The sequence below is a fragment of the Neobacillus sp. FW104-15D2 genome (assembly GCF_058790155.1).
In genome coordinates this window covers 26,166-46,847 of sequence record NZ_JBYTCJ010000038.1, presented here as the reverse complement: position 1 = coordinate 46,847, position 20,682 = coordinate 26,166, and the positions used below count along the sequence as shown (strand labels likewise).

General features: G+C 39.7%; 19 protein-coding genes and 1 riboswitch. Of the genes, 5 read left to right on the top strand and 14 right to left on the bottom strand.

From position 1 onward, the window contains the following. Positions 1–93: 93 nt before the first annotated feature. Complete coding sequence (locus AC3WR0_RS22795; protein ID WP_492554423.1) at positions 94–1,917, bottom strand: APC family permease; 1,824 nt, start codon at positions 1,915–1,917, stop codon at positions 94–96. 177 nt (positions 1,918–2,094) lie between these two features. Between AC3WR0_RS22795 and AC3WR0_RS22790 the strand changes: the two genes are divergently transcribed. Continuing rightward, positions 2,095–3,375, top strand: coding sequence for a cation:dicarboxylate symporter family transporter (locus AC3WR0_RS22790; RefSeq protein ID WP_492554420.1), 1,281 nt, complete (start codon positions 2,095–2,097; stop codon positions 3,373–3,375). Positions 3,376–3,580: 205 nt separating this feature from the next. On the opposite strand, the gene AC3WR0_RS22785 is transcribed toward AC3WR0_RS22790, so the two are convergent. The 4 genes from AC3WR0_RS22785 to AC3WR0_RS22770 all read right to left on the bottom strand — a co-directional run bounded on the left by AC3WR0_RS22785 (position 3,581) and on the right by AC3WR0_RS22770 (position 8,078). Further along, positions 3,581–4,759 carry a NupC/NupG family nucleoside CNT transporter gene (locus AC3WR0_RS22785; RefSeq protein ID WP_492554419.1) on the bottom strand — a complete coding sequence of 393 codons (1,179 nt, stop codon included), beginning with the start codon at positions 4,757–4,759 and terminating at the stop codon, positions 3,581–3,583. A 261-nt stretch (positions 4,760–5,020) separates the two neighbouring features. Further along, positions 5,021–6,409 (bottom strand): amino acid permease, encoded by a 1,389-nt coding sequence (locus AC3WR0_RS22780; RefSeq protein WP_492554422.1) that lies wholly within the window; start codon positions 6,407–6,409, stop codon positions 5,021–5,023. A 244-nt stretch (positions 6,410–6,653) separates the two neighbouring features. Then, positions 6,654–7,139: a methylated-DNA--[protein]-cysteine S-methyltransferase gene (locus tag AC3WR0_RS22775; protein ID WP_492554421.1), complete on the bottom strand. Its 486-nt coding sequence runs from the start codon at positions 7,137–7,139 to the stop codon at positions 6,654–6,656. 93 nt (positions 7,140–7,232) lie between these two features. After that, positions 7,233–8,078: a GNAT family N-acetyltransferase gene (locus AC3WR0_RS22770; RefSeq protein WP_492554418.1), complete on the bottom strand. Its 846-nt coding sequence runs from the start codon at positions 8,076–8,078 to the stop codon at positions 7,233–7,235. Between the two features lie 128 nt (positions 8,079–8,206). Between AC3WR0_RS22770 and AC3WR0_RS22765 the strand changes: the two genes are divergently transcribed. Together AC3WR0_RS22765 and AC3WR0_RS22760 are read left to right on the top strand one after the other, a co-directional pair. Continuing rightward, a complete protein-coding gene (locus AC3WR0_RS22765; RefSeq protein WP_492554417.1) occupies positions 8,207–8,776 on the top strand; it encodes a DUF2238 domain-containing protein in 570 nt (189 codons plus the stop codon). Then, on the top strand, positions 8,773–9,333 hold the full coding sequence (locus AC3WR0_RS22760) for a DUF2238 domain-containing protein (RefSeq protein ID WP_492554416.1): 561 nt from the start codon (positions 8,773–8,775) through the stop codon (positions 9,331–9,333). Before AC3WR0_RS22765 ends, AC3WR0_RS22760 begins: the two co-directional genes overlap by 4 nt. A 37-nt stretch (positions 9,334–9,370) precedes the next feature. Here AC3WR0_RS22760 and AC3WR0_RS22755 read toward each other — a convergent pair whose 3' ends face one another. From AC3WR0_RS22755 to AC3WR0_RS22730, 6 genes are all read right to left on the bottom strand, one after another. Next, positions 9,371–9,958, bottom strand: coding sequence for a DUF421 domain-containing protein (locus AC3WR0_RS22755; RefSeq protein ID WP_492554415.1), 588 nt, complete (start codon positions 9,956–9,958; stop codon positions 9,371–9,373). Between the two features lie 98 nt (positions 9,959–10,056). Then, positions 10,057–11,205: a zinc-dependent alcohol dehydrogenase gene (locus tag AC3WR0_RS22750; RefSeq protein ID WP_492554414.1), complete on the bottom strand. Its 1,149-nt coding sequence runs from the start codon at positions 11,203–11,205 to the stop codon at positions 10,057–10,059. Positions 11,206–11,391: 186 nt separating this feature from the next. Then, the gene (locus tag AC3WR0_RS22745; protein WP_081680216.1) at positions 11,392–11,544 is read right to left on the bottom strand and encodes a YpzG family protein; all 153 of its coding nucleotides are present in this window, start codon (positions 11,542–11,544) and stop codon (positions 11,392–11,394) included. 92 nt (positions 11,545–11,636) lie between these two features. Further along, positions 11,637–13,226, bottom strand: a complete 1,590-nt coding sequence (locus AC3WR0_RS22740) for an MDR family MFS transporter (protein WP_492554413.1) — start codon at positions 13,224–13,226, stop codon at positions 11,637–11,639. A 67-nt stretch (positions 13,227–13,293) separates the two neighbouring features. Continuing rightward, positions 13,294–14,148, bottom strand: coding sequence for a TetR/AcrR family transcriptional regulator (locus AC3WR0_RS22735; RefSeq protein WP_492554412.1), 855 nt, complete (start codon positions 14,146–14,148; stop codon positions 13,294–13,296). 162 nt (positions 14,149–14,310) lie between these two features. Further along, complete coding sequence (locus AC3WR0_RS22730; protein ID WP_492554411.1) at positions 14,311–15,132, bottom strand: methyl-accepting chemotaxis protein; 822 nt, start codon at positions 15,130–15,132, stop codon at positions 14,311–14,313. A 122-nt stretch (positions 15,133–15,254) separates the two neighbouring features. Next, positions 15,255–15,314, top strand: a riboswitch (Fluoride riboswitch). A 37-nt stretch (positions 15,315–15,351) separates the two neighbouring features. On the opposite strand from AC3WR0_RS22730, the gene crcB (AC3WR0_RS22725) reads away from it, so the two are divergent. Both crcB (AC3WR0_RS22725) and crcB (AC3WR0_RS22720) read left to right on the top strand, forming a co-directional pair. Further along, entirely contained in the window at positions 15,352–15,747 is a 396-nt protein-coding gene (gene crcB / locus AC3WR0_RS22725; protein WP_492554410.1) for a fluoride efflux transporter CrcB, read from the top strand. Continuing rightward, positions 15,744–16,103, top strand: a complete 360-nt coding sequence (crcB, locus tag AC3WR0_RS22720) for a fluoride efflux transporter CrcB (protein ID WP_492554409.1) — start codon at positions 15,744–15,746, stop codon at positions 16,101–16,103. Before crcB (AC3WR0_RS22725) ends, crcB (AC3WR0_RS22720) begins: the two co-directional genes overlap by 4 nt. Before the next feature lie 175 nt (positions 16,104–16,278). Here crcB (AC3WR0_RS22720) and AC3WR0_RS22715 read toward each other — a convergent pair whose 3' ends face one another. From AC3WR0_RS22715 to AC3WR0_RS22705, 3 genes are read right to left on the bottom strand one after another with little or no spacing between them, the layout of a single operon-like run. Beyond that, positions 16,279–18,546, bottom strand: a complete 2,268-nt coding sequence (locus AC3WR0_RS22715; protein WP_492554408.1) for a glycoside hydrolase family 65 protein — start codon at positions 18,544–18,546, stop codon at positions 16,279–16,281. Between the two features lie 19 nt (positions 18,547–18,565). Next, on the bottom strand, positions 18,566–19,399 hold the full coding sequence (locus AC3WR0_RS22710; protein WP_027324038.1) for a carbohydrate ABC transporter permease: 834 nt from the start codon (positions 19,397–19,399) through the stop codon (positions 18,566–18,568). Between the two features lie 13 nt (positions 19,400–19,412). Continuing rightward, positions 19,413–20,627 (bottom strand): carbohydrate ABC transporter permease, encoded by a 1,215-nt coding sequence (locus tag AC3WR0_RS22705; RefSeq protein ID WP_492554407.1) that lies wholly within the window; start codon positions 20,625–20,627, stop codon positions 19,413–19,415. Between the last annotated feature and the right edge of the window lie 55 nt (positions 20,628–20,682).

Below are 20,682 nucleotides of genomic sequence, written 5' to 3'. Positions count from 1 at the left end.
TTTTTTCTGAGGAACACAAAAACCCCGAATAAGGGGCACTTTTTTAATCGTGTCCGTTATTCGGGGTATGGATCATTCCAGGACACTTCTAATCTATTTTTTAAATTGGTATGGCAGCGTTGCTACAATAACCTTCTTTTTATATAAAAGATAGGTGCGGATTAACAGGCTTGACTGGTTATGAAGAATGTAATGCCAGCTCTTCTTAGTCATGAACTGTGGAATCAGGACTGTTACCCTGTAGTTCGATTCACTTGCCTTGTGCTCGACAATATCAATGAACTTCCTTAACGGCTGAAGGACACTCCGGTAATGCGAATGAATCGTTACCAATCGGATATCGGGCCGCCAGTTTTGCCATTTTTCCTCAAACTTCTTCTCATCATCTCTATCAAAAGAAACATAGACAGCAATCACCTGGTCGGTAAGAGACTTAGCATAGTTGATAGAGTTTTCTACTACCTTAGTAATTCCTGCTACAGGGACTATGATGACATTTCCTTCGATTTTAACAGCGGGATGCTCTGGATCAATCCTAAGCTGCTCACCAACTGCATTGTAGTGAGTATATATCCTCTGAAAAAGAATCACAATTAATGGAAGGAAAATCAACACTGACCAAACTTGGCCGAACTTTGTGATAAAAAAGATCACTAGCACAGTAAAAGTAATGATGGCGCCAATAAGATTAGCCGTTAATTTTGCAATCCAGCGTGTCGGTTTTTCACGAATCCATTTAAGGATCATGCCCGTTTGTGAAAGAGTAAACGGTATAAATACTCCTACCGCATAAAGAGGAATGAGCTGTTCCGTTTGTCCGCCAAACGCGATAATCAGTATAATCGAAGCGACCCCAAGGGATACAATCCCATTGGAATAACCGAGCCTGTCACCCCTTATGGTGAACATTCTTGGCATGTATTTATCCCTGGCCAGGTTATACGCCAGAAGCGGAAACGCGGAATAGCCTGTGTTAGCTGCAAGTACCAGAATTAGTGCTGTTGTACCCTGTACAAAAAAGTAAAGATAACCTCTGCCAAAGGTCTCTTTGGCAATTTGTGAAACAACTGTTTCATCGGCTTTTGGGGAAATCCCGTAATAATAAGCCATAAAGGTAATTCCTGAAAATAATAAAGCAAGTAAGGATCCCATTAAAATAAGTGTTTTTGCCGCATTATTTGGTGCCGGATCTTTGAAATTAGGGATCGCATTTGATATGGCTTCAACACCTGTGAGGGCCGAACACCCTGATGCAAAAGCACGCAATAGCAAAAACAATGTAATTCCCTGAATAGGCGTTCCTATAGAGATATGCGTACCTGCATGAACATGCCCTGTTAAAATTTTAAATACACCAGTTCCTATTAAAATAAAGAGCGCAAGAACAAATAGATAAACTGGATAGGCAAGAATAGTAGCTGATTCTGTTAATCCCCGTAAATTTAAAATGGTAATTAAAATCACAAGGATACAGGCAATAAAAACATTGTATGGATGAAGGCTGGGTAATGCTGATGTAATCGCATCTGTACCTGCCGACACACTAACTGCTACCGTTAAAATATAGTCAACCAGGAGAGACCCGCCAGCTAACAGACCCGCTGTAAGCCCCAGGTTTTCTTTGGAAACGAGGTATGCCCCGCCCCCATTAGGATAAGAAAAGATAATCTGCCGATAGGACAATATTAATGCTGCCAATAAAAATAAAACCCCCATTGCAATTGGAACGGAATACCAGTATGCAATGGCTCCAATGGTTGCCAAAACCAGCAAAATTTGCTCTGTTCCATAAGCTACAGAGGAAAGTGCGTCAGATGATAGAATGGCTAATGCTTTAAATACATTTAACTTTTGTTCGCCGAGTGCCGTCGATTTTAACGGGCGGCCGATCAAGAGTCGCTTGACCGAAGAAAACATTTGATTCACCCACCAAAGCAAAGTTGAAATCCCGATTGATTTTAACATACTCCATATGTAATATGAAGCATTTCTTTTGTAACATGTGCTTAATTTGACTCCAGTAGGTTTAAATAATAACATTAGGGGTATATTTACTTTGTTAGAGTACATTTTTTTTTTGAAAGGATTGATATTTTGAAAAGGATAGGACTTGCTTGGCAAATTCTTATAGGTTTGATACTTGGAATAGCCGTTGGGGCTATTTTTTACGGTAATCCTTCTACTACAACCTATTTACAGCCGATTGGTACTATATTTATAAGGCTGATAAAAATGATCGTTATCCCGATTGTTGTTTCTAGTATTATCGTTGGTGTTGCTGGCGTGGGTGATATAAAAAAGCTAGGAAAACTCGGTGGCAAAACTATCATTTATTTTGAGATTATTACGACAATAGCGATTATTGTTGGATTGCTAGCTGCTAACCTGATTCATCCGGGTACTGGCATTAATATGAGTTCTCTGAACAAAGGCGATATCAGCGGGTACCTCTCCACTACTAAGGAAGTAAAAACTCACAGCATGGCTGATACTTTGGTTAATATTGTACCTGCAAACCTATTTGATTCTCTTGTTCGCGGGGACATGCTGGCTATTATCTTTTTTTCTGTCTTCTTTGGCCTTGGAATTGCTGCCATTGGTGAAAAAGGAAAACCTGTTCTAAACTTCTTCGAGGGAACAGCAAGTGCCATGTTTTATGTAACAAACCAGATTATGAAATTTGCACCTCTGGGGGTTTTCGCCCTAATTGGTGTAACCGTATCCACTTTTGGGGTTAGTTCCCTCATACCGCTAAGTAAATTGATTGTTACAGTTTATGGAACGATGATTTTCTTTGTTATAGTTGTATTAGGCTTAGTAGCAAGACTTTTTGGTATAAACATTTTCAATTTATTTAAAATATTAAAAGACGAACTTATTCTTGCATACTCTACAGCTAGCTCTGAAACTGTCTTGCCCAAGTTAATTGAAAAAATGGAGCGTTTTGGCTGTCCTAAAGCAATTACATCATTTGTAATTCCTACAGGCTATTCATTTAACCTGGACGGCTCAACATTATACCAGGCATTAGCGGCGATCTTTATCGCTCAAATGTATGGAATCCACCTATCGATTGGACAGCAGATTTCCCTGATGCTTGTTCTGATGGTCACATCAAAGGGTATTGCTGGAGTTCCGGGAGTATCATTCGTTGTTCTTCTTGCTACTCTAGGAACAGTTGGAATTCCGCTTGAGGGACTAGCATTTATTGCCGGTATTGACCGCTTGCTTGATATGGCCCGAACAGCAGTAAACGTGGTTGGTAACTCACTTGCCGCCATTGTTATGTCAAAATCGGAAAAGCAGTATGACGAGGATAAGGGTGCTGCTTATCTTAATGAGATTAACGGACGCGAAACTGTATTAGAAAAATAAACGTAACCCACTGGATAACCAGTGGGTTTTCTTTTTGCTATTTGTTATTGGTTCTCTTTAAAATTGCAAACGCCTTTAAAAAGGATGAAAGAATAAGAATGCCACTTCCTCGGAAAAGCAATGCGTTTTCTTCGCTGCGGTATCTTGCCAGCCCGTTTTTCCGCTGGAGTGCCGCAGATTCCCTTCCCCTTTCAAAAGGATCCTTCTATAAGATGACACCGGCAATGGCAGCTGACAACAAGCTGACTAGTGTTGCACCATATAGGAGCTTTAGGCCGAATTTTGCCACCATATTTCCTTTTTCTTCGTTCAGTCCCTTTACTGCTCCAGTGATAATACCAATAGAGGAGAAGTTGGCAAACGACACTAGGAAAACAGATACAATTCCAACAGTGCGTGCCGATAATGTGCCCGCTACTTTTCCTAAGTCCATCATAGCTACGAATTCATTTGAGACCATTTTAGTGGCCATAATCGTTCCCGCTTTGACCATTTCTGATGCCGGAACGCCAACAATAAAGGCCAATGGTGCAAAAACATAGCCAAGGATCGTTTGAAAGGTCATTCCAAAAATCATTCCGAAAACATGGTTTATAGCACTGATAAGAGCTACAAATCCAATCAGCATAGCCCCTACTATCACAGCTACTTTAAATCCGTCCATAATATATTCCCCAAGCATTTCAAAAAAGGTTTGCTTTTCTTCCTGAACCACCACTAAATCTTCTTCATCAGATAATTCGTAAGGGTTAATAATATTAACAATAATAAAGCCGCCGAAAAGGTTGAGAACAAGAGCTGTAATGACAAATTTAGGATCAATCATAGTCATATAAGCTCCAAGGATAGACGCCGAAACCGTTGACATGGCAGAGGTGCACAATGTGTATAAACGGCGGGCAGGTAAATATCCGAGCTGTTTTTTTACAGATATAAATACCTCAGATTGCCCAAATACAGCTGATGCCACCGCATTATAGGACTCAAGTTTTCCAAGTCCATTCACTTTGCTTAAAAGAAGTCCAAGGTATCGGATAATCACTGGAAGAATTCGAATATGCTGGGCAATCCCTATTAATACAGAGATAAATACAATAGGAAGAAGTACATTCATAAAGAAAGGCATTGCCCCTTTATTTGCTAAACCGCCAAATACAAAGTTCACCCCGTCGGCTGCATATGAAAGCAAATGGTCAAAAAGAGCGGAAATTCCTCTTATTATAATAAGGCCCGCTTCCGTATTTAATAGTAGATATGTAAGAATAAGCTGCAAAACCAGCATGATTATTACGGGCTTGATTTTTATTCCTTTTCGATTATTGCTGACCAGATAAGCCAGCAAAAAGATAATGATTAAAGCTGCCACAAAAAGTATGTATTTCATTGTTTCGCTCCTCGGGTTGGGATTCTTGAAGATATAGGACACTCACTCAGTCGACATGTTTCGACATTATCTTCAGACATAGTGATGATTATAAATTCGCCATTTTATCCTGTCAATAAAGCAAACATTATAACAATTTTCAGGTTTTGGTTCTCCAGCTTATTTTTTACCTTTCTCACAAAAATAGCCCCTTTGTATGGGGACAGTTTGGGCTTAGATAAAAAAATGCCATGGCACACAAGGCGCCATAGCATTTTTTGATTATTTTAATTCAACATCTTTTAAAGGAATCCATTTCGTTTTCTTGGCTAATTTATAACCGAACCATAACATTAGGAAGATTGGAATGCCAATATAGGTTACCGTGACTCCCTGCCAGTCAATTTTATCCCCAGTGAAGGCCTGATAATTCTGGCCAAGAATTATAAAGACACAAAGAGCAGTTGCCAGAATGGGACCTAATGGGAACCATTTTGCCTTATATACTAAATCATCCAAATCTTTGCCTTGATAAAGATACGCTTTACGAAAGCGGTAATGGCTGAGAGCAATGCCCGCCCAGGCAATAAACCCGGTTAATCCGGAAATATTAAGCAGCCACATAAATACCTTGCCTTCTCCAAAGAAGGAGCTTAAAAATGCCAAAAGGCCAAATGCTGTTGTGAAAATAAGGGCGTTCATTGGCACACCGTTCCTATTCAGCTTCGCCATAAAGGCTGGTGCCTGGCTGTCTTTCGCCATAACATAAAGCATTCTTGTTGCTGCATAAAGGCCGGAGTTTCCTGCAGAAAAAACAGAAGTAAGAATAACTGCGTTCATGACTGAAGCCGCAAAAGCGATTCCCGCACGCTGGAACACCAAAGTAAATGGGCTCATTGCTACCTGTTCAATATCCGAACTCATCAAGCTTTTATCTGTAAACGGAACGATCAGTCCAATAATTAGAATGGCAAGCATATAAAACAGTAATATCCTCCAAAAAACCTGCTTAATTGCTTTCGGTACATTTTTCTCTGGCTCTTTACTTTCACCAGCAACAATACCGACCACTTCCGTTCCCTGAAAAGAGAATCCGGCAACCATAAATATGCCAAGCAGCGCCAGGAATCCACCATTGAAAGGAGCATCTCCTGCCGTAAAGTTCTTCACGCCAACTGCGTCTCCGCCGCCAGTCATAATACCGAAAATCATTAAAAATCCAAGTATGATAAAAGCAATAATCGCCACAACTTTAATCATAGAAAACCAATATTCTGCTTCTCCGTATTGTTTTACAGATAGGAAGTTAATAGTAAAAATAAAAATTAAAAACAATGCACTCCATATAAAAGAAGGTACATCCGGAAGCCAGTACTTCATTATTATCGATGCTGCCGATGTCTCAACTGCTAATGTGGTTGCCCAGCTGAACCAGTAGATCCAGCCTATTGCAAATCCAAAAGACGGATCAACGAACTTTGTAGCATACGTGCTGAATGAACCTGTAACAGGCATATAGGTACTCATTTCCCCAAGGCTCGTCATTAACAAATAAACCATGATACCAATTATTCCATAAGCAAGGAGTGCACCACCCGGACCCGCTTCATGAATAGAAGCACCACTTCCTAAAAACAATCCGGTTCCGATACTGCCTCCAATCGAAATCATCGTCAGGTGTCGGGCACCCAGCCTTCTTTTTAAACCAGAGGAAGCCTCAGCCCTTCCCCTCTTTACTTTTCCAAGATTTTGGGTATGACCTATATTTGCTTCTTTCATTTGGTTTTCTCCATCCTCTCCTAGGTCTGGCTTGTCTATTTGATTGGTTTCTAGGTAAATACCCTTGACGAATAGTTATCCAAACTGGAATATAAATGGAAAAAACCACTCCTAAAAAAAGGAGCGGTTCGAATGATTAGATTTGCTTGTAGCCTTCTGTTTCCAGAAGAAATATTTTCATGGGAATACGGCTGCCTGCGTAGCCGGTCATATCACCGCTTTTTCCAATAACCCGGTGACATGGAATAATAATAGGCACTTGATTTGCTTTATTAGCCTGGCCGACTGCTCGAACTGCTTTAGGACTCCCAACTGTTTCGGCAATGTCAGAGTAGCTCCGGACTTCACCGTATGGTATTTCCTGCAGCGCCTTCCACACCTTTTTGCGGAATTCGGTTCCCTCAACTGATAACGGTAAATCAAAGGTTTTTCTTTTTCCATTAAAATACTCATCCAGCTGCTTTACAGCCTCCAGGCATAACTCATTGCCTTCCTCCAAATCAGGGTGCTGCAATGAAAAAGTTTGCCATTCCTCTTCAAATATCTCTACTCGTTTAATACCTGTTTCGTCCCCTATTACATATATCGGCCCGTTGGGTGAAGAATACATGGCATAGCCCATTTTCGCCAAAACCAGCACCTCGATTCTCGTTAATACTATAATTATAACAAAAAACGGACCGGATAGGGCATCCCCTCCGGTCTTAGTTCTGCATCAATTATGATATTTATAGTAATCCTGAGAATGGTAAGCTCTAAAGCCGCATGACTCATAAAGCCCCAATGCATTGGAATTCCTTGCCTCTACCTCAAGAAAAACAGGGAAGCCCTTACGAGTTTCCTCTATTACAACCTTTGATAGTGCACGTCTTCCTATTCCTCTTCCCTGAAGTTCCGGAAAAACAGCAAAACCATAAATCCACGCTTCTCCATTCAATTCAGAAACACGAATCTTTCCTGCCGTTTTTCCCGCTGCTTCAATAATGAAGTTTTGGTCGGTGCCAGATTCTCTTATACTTTTATTAAATTCACGGGCTTCCTCTTCCTTAAATCCAAAACCCCGGACTTCAAGCTGAACTTCAGCCTCTAAATCTTCATCCGATACAGAGCGCCTAATCGTAATGGAAGGATCCTCCGTTAATACCGCTTTCTTCCACTTCATTTGGTATTCTGCAAAGGAAAAAGTACACGGAACCGTTTTTAAAAACTCTTTTGCAGATTGGGATTTCGTTGGAGCGTTTAATAAAATAGTTTGGCTATTCCGCTCGATCGCCTGCTTGAGTCCTTTTTGAAGCAGACTTGTAAAAATTCCTTTTCTTCGAAAATCAGGATGTACCATTCCGCATAGTTCTACCTTATTACCAAAACCATAACTTCCCAAAAAACCAACAAGCTGACCATCTTCATAATGAAAAATGTCATCCTTGCTATTTTCCGGCCTGCTTTCGAGCATATCAAAATTAAGCTTTAGCTGAAATCCTCCATCCTTCTCACAAATCTCCTGAAGGGATTTAATTTCAACTAATTTTTCTTTTGTTAACATCATTTCACCCCTGTTCATATCCACTAATCCTATTCTTGGAAAGCTGAATAAATTCCTCCTTTTAAAGTGCAATTCATATTTATGGACCTTTTGGCAAAAAATAATGATTCGCAGGTTCTATGTACTTGATTAAAGGAGTTATCTCAGTGAATCGAAAACTTACCCTTATCCTTAGTATTTTGTTCATGCTTTTTATGGGAGGATTATTTACATTTTATTTCTTTAAACATGACTCCTCACGTTGGCAGGTGGCGCTCGGAGGAATTGTGGTAAGTGCTCTGCCGCTTTTGTTGCTCCGTGTTAAAAATAACCCTTTTAACAATATTGCCCTAATTGGATATTTTGTGTTTATTTTTTGTTCCACCTTCTTAGGATCCATTGCCCTTTTTTATCTGCATCATACATGGTGGGATACGACGATCCATTTCTATAAAGGGGCATATGTTGCATATTTGGGGCTGGCACTTTTCAATCTATTTGTACCTAAGAGTGCTCAAAGTCTGATATCGAACTGGATTCTCTTTATCTACCTGCTCTCTCTCGCGGCCACCGCAAGTGTTCTTTGGGAAATTTATGAGTTCGTGGGTGATAAAACCTTTACCCATACCATGCAGAGGGGCGGAAATACCGATACCATGCTCGATCTAATGGCCGGTCTTGGTGGCGGGTTATTAATGTCTTTATTTACATTAAAAAGAAAGCAGGTGGCCAAATGAATAGAATGATTGTAATAATAATTAGTCTTATCTATATGGCCTTTATGGGGATTCTGGCATTTTATTATCACGGGAGTTTTAAGTCCATGGTTGCGGTTGGGGGCATTGTTTGTGGTGCCGTCCCTCTCCTCTTAGCTATATTTTTTAAATTAAAGTTTAATCTTCCTATAATTTTTTCTTATTTCATTTTTTTGATCGGTTCCCAATACTTTGGTTCCATACTCGGATGGTACGGACTTGGCTGGTGGGACACTTTTATGCATTTTGTCAGTGGTGCAATCCTGGCCTTCGCAGCAATAGCCCTCTATGAGCGGCTGATTCATCGGGCCGCCGGAAGCTCGATCTCTCCCTGGTTTGTGTTTCTTTATACACTCTCCTTTGCTGCTCTTGGAGGCGTGTTATGGGAAATGTATGAGTTTAGCTCTGACCAGTTGTTTGGTTTGACACTTCAGGGGGGGGGCAATACGGATACAATGACTGACTTGATTGCTGATACGGTTGGAGGACTTGCTATTGCGATCTGGGCTGGAATAAGGACTAAAGTCAAAAATAATTGAACATATTAAAATCCCCGCTTTAAACAGCGAGGATTTTTTAATGCAGATACTCTGGATTATCTTTTGAAACTCCGTCTTTTATCTCTTTAAAAAGGTTTGTTTCTTGTTTGTCTGAGGAGGATTGTGGCTGCTTTCCCTTAAAATATTGGTCAAGGATTTTATGTAATTCTTTAGAGGTTAAAGGCTTGGCTTCATCCCTAAGTTCATAGCCTAATATTCCGTTTGGCTCAAGAGTCGCAATTTTCACATCTTCCATCTGGGAAATCCCCTGATTGCGCAGCCTCATTTCGATCTGATCCACAGTTAAGCGAAGTTTTTTAAGGCTCTCGTTATTTATTTTTCCGTTCTCTATAACTATCCGAGATTTGCCGGTAACCAGCCTTTCAAAAAAATTGAATTTAAATTGGAGATATTCAAGAAGAATAAGGGAACCTACAAACACGCCGGTAGCAATAGATGCATCCAGGACACCATCCTTTGCAATTGGATTGCCTATGATAGTTCCAATCGATACCATTACAACTGTTTGGGCCAGTGTCATCTGGGCAATTGATTTTCTCCCAGCGATTCTTAATAAAATAGTACTTACTATATATAAAACAACGGCGTCTAAAACCAATTTCATAATATCACCCTTCTTAACTTCCCCTCCTTGGCAACTGGCAATTCATACAAAAAGTCTTCAAATAAAAAACGCCTTTTATAGGCGTTTTTTGGAATAAATCATGGTTTCAGGACTACCTTAATACACTCATCCTCATGTTCATAGAAAGTTTTGTACATTTCGCTCGCCTGATCAAGAGGGACACGGTGTGTTATAATTTCAGTCGGATCGAATTCACCTGCCATTATTTTTTCAAACAACATCGGCATATAATGAATGACTGGGGCCTGTCCGGTTTTTATAGTTAAGTTTCTTTCAAAAATATTGCCTAACGGAAATGCATTGTATCTTGCACCATATACCCCCGTTAACTGCATTGTTCCGAACTTCCTGACAGCTTTTCTCCCAATATCAATGGCACTTAAGGTACCGCCCTGCAGTTTCAGTTTTTGCTCAATTGCCTCTACTGTTGATTTTTTTCCATCCATGCCTACGCAGTCGATGACAATATCAGTACCGCCATTCGTTATTTCTTTTATATATAGTCCTGCATCATCGTAGTCCTCAAAATTAATGATTTCCACATTATTCATTCTCTTAGCATGATTTAATCGATACGGAAGATTATCTACAGCAATAACCCTTTTTGCGCCTTTCATCCAGGCGAATTTTTGGGCCATTAATCCAACCGGTCCGCAGCCAAGCACCGTTACTGTCGATCCTTTTGTTACACCTGCATTTTCAACACTCCAATAAGCTGTTGGTAAAACGTCCGACATAAAAAGAAGTGCCTCATCCTCAAGTTCACAGGATTCAGGAATGACAAAGGGCATAAAATTTCCGTATGGTACACGCAAGTATTCTGCTTGTCCGCCCTGGTAGTTCCCGTACCTTTCTGTAAAGCCAAAATATCCCCCGCTATCCACGTTTGGAATTGGATTATCGGGATTAGAGTTATCACATTGGCTTTCCATATCATGCTGGCAATAGTAACACTGCCCACATGAAATATTAAACGGCAGGACTACACGGTCGCCTTTTTTAACCTTTGTCACGTCAGGTCCTACTTCCTCTACAATCCCCATTGGCTCGTGCCCAACAACGTAGCCGTGACGGGTAGGCATTCCTCCGGTATAAATATGGAGGTCTGAACCACATATTGCTGTCGAAGTAATTTTTACAAGAATATCATCCTTTTTCTCGAGCCTTGGATCTTCAACCTCTTTAACTTGCATATCCTTTGCACCTTGGAATGTTACTGCCTTCATTATTCAACCTCCTAAAAAAAAGAATACTTTTCTATACCCGTTTGCTTTATTAATATGTTAGAAAACTGGAACTTTTATAAAGGACCATGATCTAAGCAGTCCATGTCTCCGCGTTCAAAGTTTGAATTTTGATGGCTAAACAAAAGAAGACCCAGCTGAGCTGAGCCTTCTTTTCCATGATCATTCTTACCAACGATGGGCTTTCGCATTGGATCTCAAAATAACTGTGTTTTGAGTTATTTTTGTTTCTCCATTCACTTGCGACTTTGTGTGCTTAGGCCTTGTCCAATTGTGGTGAAAAAGCTGAGAATGCGGATCAAGCTGATCTCTATAACTCATCGAATCACCTCTGGGGGTAAGAATAAAGGACAATGTTCCAACGAACATCATCCTTTATATAATCTGTTATAAGAGCAAGAATCATACCTTTTTTATTCCGCTGCCTCTTGACTAATTGTATGTTCCTGAACTAGTTCTTTATCCCGCTTAATTCTTCCCTTTCCTACCGATAATGCAACAAGTATTCCGGCAGCAATAAATACAAGCCCTGTTAAAAAAACAGTTGTAAACGAATCAGACCATGCTGTTTTGATGGAATGTATGATTACCTTTTTCATTTCTTCCGGTATTTTTAATACATCCGGCTTGATTAAAAGTCCAAATAAAACATCTGTTTTTTCTGAAAGAGCCTTTAAGGCTTGATGTGCCATTGGATTGGCTGCCTTATCCGCTACCTCTGTCATGTTTGTTTCAAGCGAATGATTCATAACAGAGTTTAAAATTGTAATCCCAATGGTTCCGCCAATGGAACGGAAAAAGGTAGAGGCTGATGTAACAGTACCCAGCCTGTTTTTTGGAAATTCATTTTGAATAGCGATCATTAAAGTCGGCATTACAAGTCCCATACCAAATCCAAGAACCACCATATATGCGTATGCGGTAAATTCACTTGAATCCAAGCCCATTGTACTCATCAGATAAAAGCCTAGTGAGGCAATTAGCATCCCCATGGCTAAAACGGTACGGTAGCGCAGCCTTAACAGCAGCTGTCCTCCCAGAACGCTTGCGGTGATCATCGCGATCATCATCGGAGTCATGGTAGAACCCGCCTGTGTTGGTGATACGCCAAGGATTCCCTGCATATACATCGGAACAAACATGATGGCTCCAAACATACCAAGTCCCAGTAAAAAGCCCAGACCATTCATGGTTGCAAAAATGCGGTTTTTAAACAAAGATAAATCAAGAATTGGTTCCTCTGCTTTTCTTTCAATAAAACCGAAGACAATCAGCAGCAGAAGCGAGCCTCCAAAAATCATATAGGATGTAGCTGAAGCCCATTCAAACTTATCTCCTCCGAATGTTAATCCTAGGAGCAATAAAACAATTGCTGGGATCAAGGTTACAATTCCCCAATAATCGATATTAACTTTTCCCTTTGCTTTATGGGCATTTTCATGTTTCAAGCCTGTAAAAATTAAGAAAGTAGAGAACAGGCCAAATGGCACATTAATAAGGAAAATCCAATGCCAGGTAATATGATCAACAATTAGCCCTCCGAGGAATGGCCCAATAACAGAGCTTAATCCAAAAAGCGCCCCGAATATCCCCTGCCATTTTGCTCTTTGTTCTGCTGTAAAAATATCACCTACAATTGTTTGGGAAAGTGGCATGATCATGCCGCCGCCAATACCTTGTAATCCCCTATAGATGATTAATTGTTCCATTGAAGTAGCTGTTGCACAAAGACCTGAGCCTATTACAAAGATAATTGTCCCGGTCAAATAGAGAAATCTTCTTCCATAAAGATCCGACAATTTCCCTACAATAGGTACAATGGTAGTGGAAGTAATCATATAAGCCGTAGTAACCCAGGCAAAGATTTTAAAACCATTTAATTCGGAAATAATGGTTGGCATGGCAGTTCCTACAATGGTCTGCTCAAGCGCACTAAAAAACATACCGATGATTAGGCCGGTCAGGACCATTCGGGTATTAATTCCTTTTTGCTGAATTTCCATCTTTTTATCTCCTTTTCACAATGAATGAAAGGTCAGGTTTTTTATTAGAGGTCTGACCGTTCAGTCATTAATCAATACTATAATAAGAAGCAATTTCATTAATATACTTTTCGAAAGCTGATATATCCTTAAAATTAGAGAGCATCCCTTTTATGACAGGAATTCTTGGAACATCCCTGCGTACCTCTTCACCAAGAACATCAAGAGATATTTCAAGTGATTCCTTGTTTTCCCTTCCTTCCAGCTCATTACGCATTTGGGCGAACACTTCATCAATATCAAGGGATTTACGAAGGAGCTTTGCTTTTTCAAGAATTTTGTTTACCATCTGTTCATTAAGGAAGGATTGGTCAAAATCCCTCACCATACTGTCCATCCTCTTCATTAAAAAGTGTGTGAGTTCTTCCAAATCAAGATCAGCCTGATCAATAAGCATCAGTCTCATATAGGAATGAAAAAGCCCCTCTAAAATCATCGAGAGGTCAGTAGCAAAGGGCTCTGCTTTCTGACCATAAACAGATACTAACCCCTTGCGATAAAGCAGCAGAATCTCGTGATGTTTTTCAAACATTAGCTTTTTTATATCTTCATTTCTTGGTATGGCCTGTTCTTTAGAAAGCATAATAAAAAACTCTTTATGCTCAATAAAAGTTCCATAAACGGCTGAAAGCTGTTTTTTGAATTTTTCCCGTGGAGAGATATCCTTCTCGTCATACAATGAAATATTGAAAAAAATAGTATCAAAATTATATTTCATAATAGCAAGCAATAAATCTTCTTTTGACTTGAAGTGCAGATAAAATGCCCCTTTGGATATTCCGCTCTCTGTCGCAATTTCCTGTATAGAGGTAGACGAAAATCCTTTTCGTGCAAAGAGTTTCAAACCTGCTAAAACAATGGCTTTTTCCTTCTCCTGCAACAACTTAAAACCTCCATTACCCTGAAGTTAATTGTCTAATTGAACCACCAACTGAATGAATAGTCACTTTAATATTGACCACTCAGTCAATATTAGAATGTTTCACAAATATTGTCAACAGAAATTAAAAAAGAAGCATTTCTGCTCCTTAAATGTTTATCCCTATTAAAGTTTGCTGGCAAATTCGTTTAACTGCTTTGCCATCTCCTTAATTTCCTCGATAAAAGTAGATGTCTGAGATATTGATTCCGCCTGTCTTTTTCCTATATCCGCGATTTTTTCAATGGATTTTCCCATTATATTAGTTGCTTCTTTTATTTGGTTCATCGTTTCATTAATCTTTTGAGTAGAGGCAACCGTTTCCCTGGAGAACTTACGGATTTCGTTTGCTACCACCTCAAATCCCCTGCCTTTTTCCCCAGCCCGCGCAGCTTCTATGGCAGCATTTAATCCCAGCAGATTTGTCTGATCGGCAACACGTTTAATTATTGAAAGGACTTCAGTTGATTGCTTAATATTTGCATCCGCCTGATGGGATTGATTAAGCAGTTCTTGGGAAAAATCAGCAAGTGAGTTGGATCCACCCGCGATGCTATTTATTTGCGCATTCGCCTGCATTAAGGAAGCTGAAATTTGATCTGCAATGTTCCGTAACTCTGTTTGTTTTCGGACCTGTACTGCTATTCCCCCTATTACCTCTCCGTTTTGGCCATGCAGAGGTACGGCCGTCCCCGTAAACTCGAAACCATAAAAGTCAGAAGGTACATCTGCCTTTAACGCCTTACGTGTTCTTAGAACCTGAGCAAGCGGTTCATCCTTATTTAATTTTTGGCCAATCTCAATTTTTAAATTAATGTTATCACCAGGAAAGTAAGCAATAAACTTTTCCATGTCACAAACAGCGATGGATAAATCAACAGGTACTGCCGCTTTTATAATGGGTATTAAAGAAACTAGATTATCTAATGAATTAATTTTGTTTAACACGATGCCAACTCTCCATTCCGTAATAAATGGTTCTTCCCTTTATATCGGTAATTTTTAAGGAAGTATAAACACTGTCGGTTTGGCAAAAAAATGTCTTTTTGTTAAAATAATCTTATTAAACGGATGGAAAAGGCGATGGAGTTTCGCCTTCAGGATTTAAACGTCATGACTCCTGCCAGAAATACCCGGCAGGAGTTTTTTAGAGGACAGGTGAAATAATTGAGGTATTTCTTAGTGGGGCTTGCAGGTATAATTGGAGCTCTTTTGCGTTATTTAATCGGCTTTTACTCCCCTCACTGGTGGGTCTATGATTTTCCAATGGCTACCTTTATAACAAATATGCTTGGCTGCTTTATCCTTGGCTGGTTTACTACCTTTTTGCCGAAAATGAAATCTCTTCACCCATATTTAATCACGGCTTTGGGTACCGGATTGATCGGTTCCTTTACTACCTTTTCAACCTTTAGTGTCGAAACAGTAGATTTAATCACTGATTCTAAATGGGGCATGGCAATTTTATATGTACTTGTAAGTCTATGGGGCGGATTACTCTTTTCATGGGCAGGCTATCGAACGGGGATGACAAGCAAGATTGGCCGGGTGAGTGAAGAATGATTTTTAATATATCTTTGGTTGCCATTGGAGGCTTTTTGGGTGCAATGTCTCGTTTTGGTGTCAGCAATTTTATCAAAAGCACATTACCTTCAGTGTTTCCCATCGCAACCCTTACAGTAAATCTATTAGGGTCCTTCTTACTCGGTCTATGTATAGGAGCGGGTCTGGATAACTCCTGGAGGCTATTGCTGGGAACGGGATTTTTAGGAGCATTTACAACCTTTTCTACTTTCAAATTAGAAAATGTACAATTACGTGAAAAGGGAAAATGGAATACTATAATTCTTTATCTTACTGTCAGTTATACCTTTGGTATTCTGCTTGCATTCTTTGGTATGAAATTAGGCGGATTATGAATAAAACAAAAGGGGGTGAACTTAAAAGTTCACTCCCTTTTGTTAATGGATAGTATAAAGTTTTACCTTTTAAATTAGCTCCAGGGCCCGCAAAGCTGCATGTCGTCTTTTCAGAGAAGCCGTTACAGGAAGTTTACTCAAGTAGTTGCTCCGCTGAAAAGAAGCTTACTTTTTCTTATTCTATTATAATAACTTCTGCTTTTGACAGACGATAGGATTCGCCGGATACTTTGATATTAAATGGTTCACCTGTGAGAAGTTCAATTTTGCTCTGTGTTTTTGATTTGGTCACACGAAGCTTCCTTCCCTGATAATGAAGCGGGAAGGAATAGCCTTCCCATTGAGCAGGAAGAATTGGCTCCAAAGAAAGACCTTCTTCTTTAATCCGCAAACCTGCAAATCCAAAGATAATAGCCATCCAGGTTCCGCCCATGTTTGCCATATGAAGGCCATCCTTTGTATTGCCATGTGTGTTGTCCAAATCAAGACGGGCCGTTTCAATGAAATAGTCATATGCTTTTTCCCCATACCCATGCTTGGCGGCCATGATACTAAACACACACGAAGACAGGGACGAGTCATGAGTAGTTACTTTTTCATAATAATCATAGGAATTTTTCATTGTTTCGGCTGCTTGTTCATCCTCCAGCAAAAAATGTGCTAAAACCGTATCTGCCTGTTTGCAGACCTGGTACCGGTATAAGGTTAATGGATGGTAGTGAAGCAATAAAGGAAATTTATCTTCAGGTGTTGATGGAAGATCCCAAACATCCTTATTCAAAAATGAATCATCCTGCGGGTTAATCATTAGTGTCTCATCATACGGAAGATACATTTGTTTTGCCGCTTGCTCCCATACTCCGGTTTCCTGGAGCTCCAGTCCAATCCTATTGCTTAATTCTGCTAACCCTTCCGGCTCCATTGTTTGTAATAGATTATAGGCTTTAACAGCCCATCTTAAATTATGCTTGGCCATGGCGTTTGTATAGTAATTGTTATTCACAATACAGGTGTATTCATCTGGACCTGTAACAGCGTCAATCCGGAATTGGCCATTCTTGAAATGACCAGCTTCAATCCATATCCTGGCTGTCTCAAATAAGACCTCTGCGCCGTATTCCTTCAAAAATTCCATATCTCCTGTGACCATATGGTATTGAATAAAGCTATAGGCAATATCTGCACTAATATGATACTGAGCAGAGCCTGAAGGAAAATAAGAAGAACATTCAGTTCCGGAAATTGTCCGCCAAGGATAGAGTGCTCCTCTAGAATGTCCCATTATTTTTGCATGGTTTCGTGCACCATCAAGGATGGAATAACGATAAATAAGCAATTTTTTCGCTATTTCCGGATTTGACATTAAAAATACTGGTAACATATAAATTTCGGTATCCCAGAAGTAATGCCCCTCATAGCCTTCTCCTGAAAGTCCTTTGGCAGCAATATTGGATACCTGGTCACGCCCGGCTGACTGGAGAAGGTGGTATAAATTAAAACGAATACCTTCCTGAAGGCTGGTATCACCCTGGATTTCAATATCAGTATCATTCCAGAACTGTCGAAGATACTCTTCCTGCTGTCTAAGTGCTTCCTCAAAACCTACTTCGGATAGAATAGAATGGATTCCTTCAACCTTCTCAGATAAATGATCTCCATGCCGGAGAGTATCCACAAATACACTCTTTTTCTCTAAAATTACTTTTTCGGTTAACCTGCCTGAGAAAAAACTTTGAATCATTCCGCTTTTAATATGATCCTCACGTTTGTAATCCTGGCTTACCTTATATATGGCTCCACATGCAGCCTTTAGCTTTGACTCAAGGGTTTCTACTTCTACAAATGAAATATCCCTCTGCTGTACTCCATTAACCCTGAGGCGTTTTGCATGTCCGGAAGAGATTCTTGGATCATTTTTGTCAGTAAAATTAGAAACGTCTCCATTTACCGTGGAAACAATGGTTATTTCATCTTTATAATTGACCGGTTCAACTATTACCTTCTGAATAAAAAGCTCCTTGTGAGTGAAGGGAACGAGTCGAAGAAACTTAATTTTTATTTCCTTTCCTTTAGGCGAACGCCAATGTACGTTCCTTTCGGAATACCCTTTATCCAAATGAAGGGAACGGTTATAAGAAAGGACATCCCCTTCAAACATGGAGAATTTTTCATCGCCTAAAAGAATAGTAATCGTTTGTGCATCAATGACGTTTAATAACTTTTGCTGAGTTTCCGGAAAACCATATAGCTTTTCTCCATATTCGATCGGCACGATATCATGAAACGCATTTATATAGGTTCCGCGGATAGATGAATATGTGTTCGGAAGACCTTCTTCGAAATTCCCCCGCACTCCGAGATAACCATTTCCGGTGAAAAACAAACTTTCTTCATTTAAAAGTTGTTTTTCCTGTAAGGATTCTGAGCTGATTCTCCAAGACATTGCTATACACCTCTATTTATTATTCTTTCACACCGCCGCTTGTTAACCCTGAAACAATTTGTTTTTGGAAGAAGAGAACGATTATGAGAGTTGGTATTGTAACGATGGCGGTAGCCGCAGATACCTCACCCCATAGGATCTCAAATTGTGTCCTTAGGAAGGAGATAGCGACCGGAACCGTATGGTATTCGGAATTAGTATTCAATGTTATGGAAAGCAGGAATTCATTCCATGCCGCAATGAAGGTAATGATTGCAACTGTAAACACACCCGGTGCAGCCAACGGAAAGATCACCTTATAAAGGGTCTGAAACGTGGTAGCTCCATCAATTTTAGCCGATTCCTCAAGTGCTAAAGGAATCTGATTGAAATGTGTCACCAATATCCATACTGCCATCGGAAGAGTAATCGTAGAATAAGGCAATACAATTGCATATGAATTTAACCAGTCTAGTTTTAAGAATAGGTTATATACAGGACCGGTCATAATCATTTGCGGAAACATTGAAACAGCAAGGATTAAGCCAAGCAGAATATTTTTCCCTTTAAAGTGAAAACGCGAAATCGCGTAAGCTGAAAAAGTAGCAACAATGACAACATATATGGTGGTTGTCGTCGCCACAATAAAGCTGTTTTTAATAGAATTTAGGATATTTTTTTCAAACAGGATTGTTATATAGTTTTTCAAGGTCGGATCTTTTGGAATAACCCGGAAGGCACCAGTTCCAAAGATTTCTCCAGAGGTTTTAAAGGAGGTAATGAAGACCCAGAAAAACGGAAATACCATGGCAAATAAGTAAAACGCTACGAACACTCCGAAGGTAATCCATAATTTCCGTTTAGATGTTTGCATATTGTTCCCTCCTTTAATTTTTCTCCATGAGATTGGCACCCAGGAATTTCACAAACAAAATCGCAATAATGGAAACGCATATGAACATCATCATAACAATAATAGAACCATATCCAAAATTTGTTTGTCCAAACATTACCTTATAAGCGTAAATGGATAATGTTTCGGTATCTCCTCCAGGTCCGCCACCGGTAAGTACATAAATAAGATCAAATACTCGAAAGGCATCAAGAGTTCGGAACAATAGCGCTACCAGAATAGACGGTTTTAACAATGGCAATGTAATCCTGAAAAAAGACTGAATTTTGCCTGCACCATCAATAGAACCTGCTTCATACAAAGAACTCGGGATATTTTGAAGGCCTGCCAGCAGTAGCAAAGCCATATATGGAGTTGTTTTCCATACATCCGATAAAACACTTGAAGCCATTGCTCCTGGACCGCTTAATAATAGATCCTGAGACTGTTTAACAAGCCCTACACTTTCAAAAAAATGGGCAACAATTCCGCTGCTTCCATTGTATAGATAACTCCACATGAGTGCCGCGACAGCTGTCGGTATAGCCCAGGGGATTAGCGAAGTAGTTCTGACGATCCCTTGACCAAACATTGCTTTATTTAAAATAAGGGCTAATCCAATACCAAGAACAAGTTCAATAAATACTGATACAACTGTAAAAAGAGTAGTATTCCGAAGTGCGATCCCTACCCTATCATCATTAAAAATCTTATTGTAGCCTTTAAATCCAATAAAATTGGAAGGAATAATACTATTTTGAATATCGTCGACCAGAGCAGGAAGGTCATCCTTATGGATAAGTGTATACTTGCTGTTTAACGATTCAACAAGGTTTTTGGCATCACGGTGAAGATTAACTAGGTCAGCCCTTTGGTCCCGGCTGATCTTAATAACACCTTTTTCATTAGCGAATTGTTTTCCAACAGATTTTAGCCTTGCATTTACTGACTTTACTTCCTTTTGATCTGCCGAGTCCTTAACGTTTGGTAAATCTTCATCAAGGAACATGGTTACATATAGCTGAGTTTCTTTGTATAAATTGACATTAAACCGTTCGTTGAAGTAAAGACCTGCTTTTTGCTGATCATTTAAGCGGTAATCAAAGAAGGTATACGTTAAGGACTGAAATACCGGCCAAAGTGAAAAGATGCCAATTAAAACAATCGTTGGAACGATGAACAGCCATTCTTTAAAACCCATTTTCCACATTACATTCACCCTTTCATGGCTGTAATTTCTTTAAATGCAGAACAATATGTTTCAT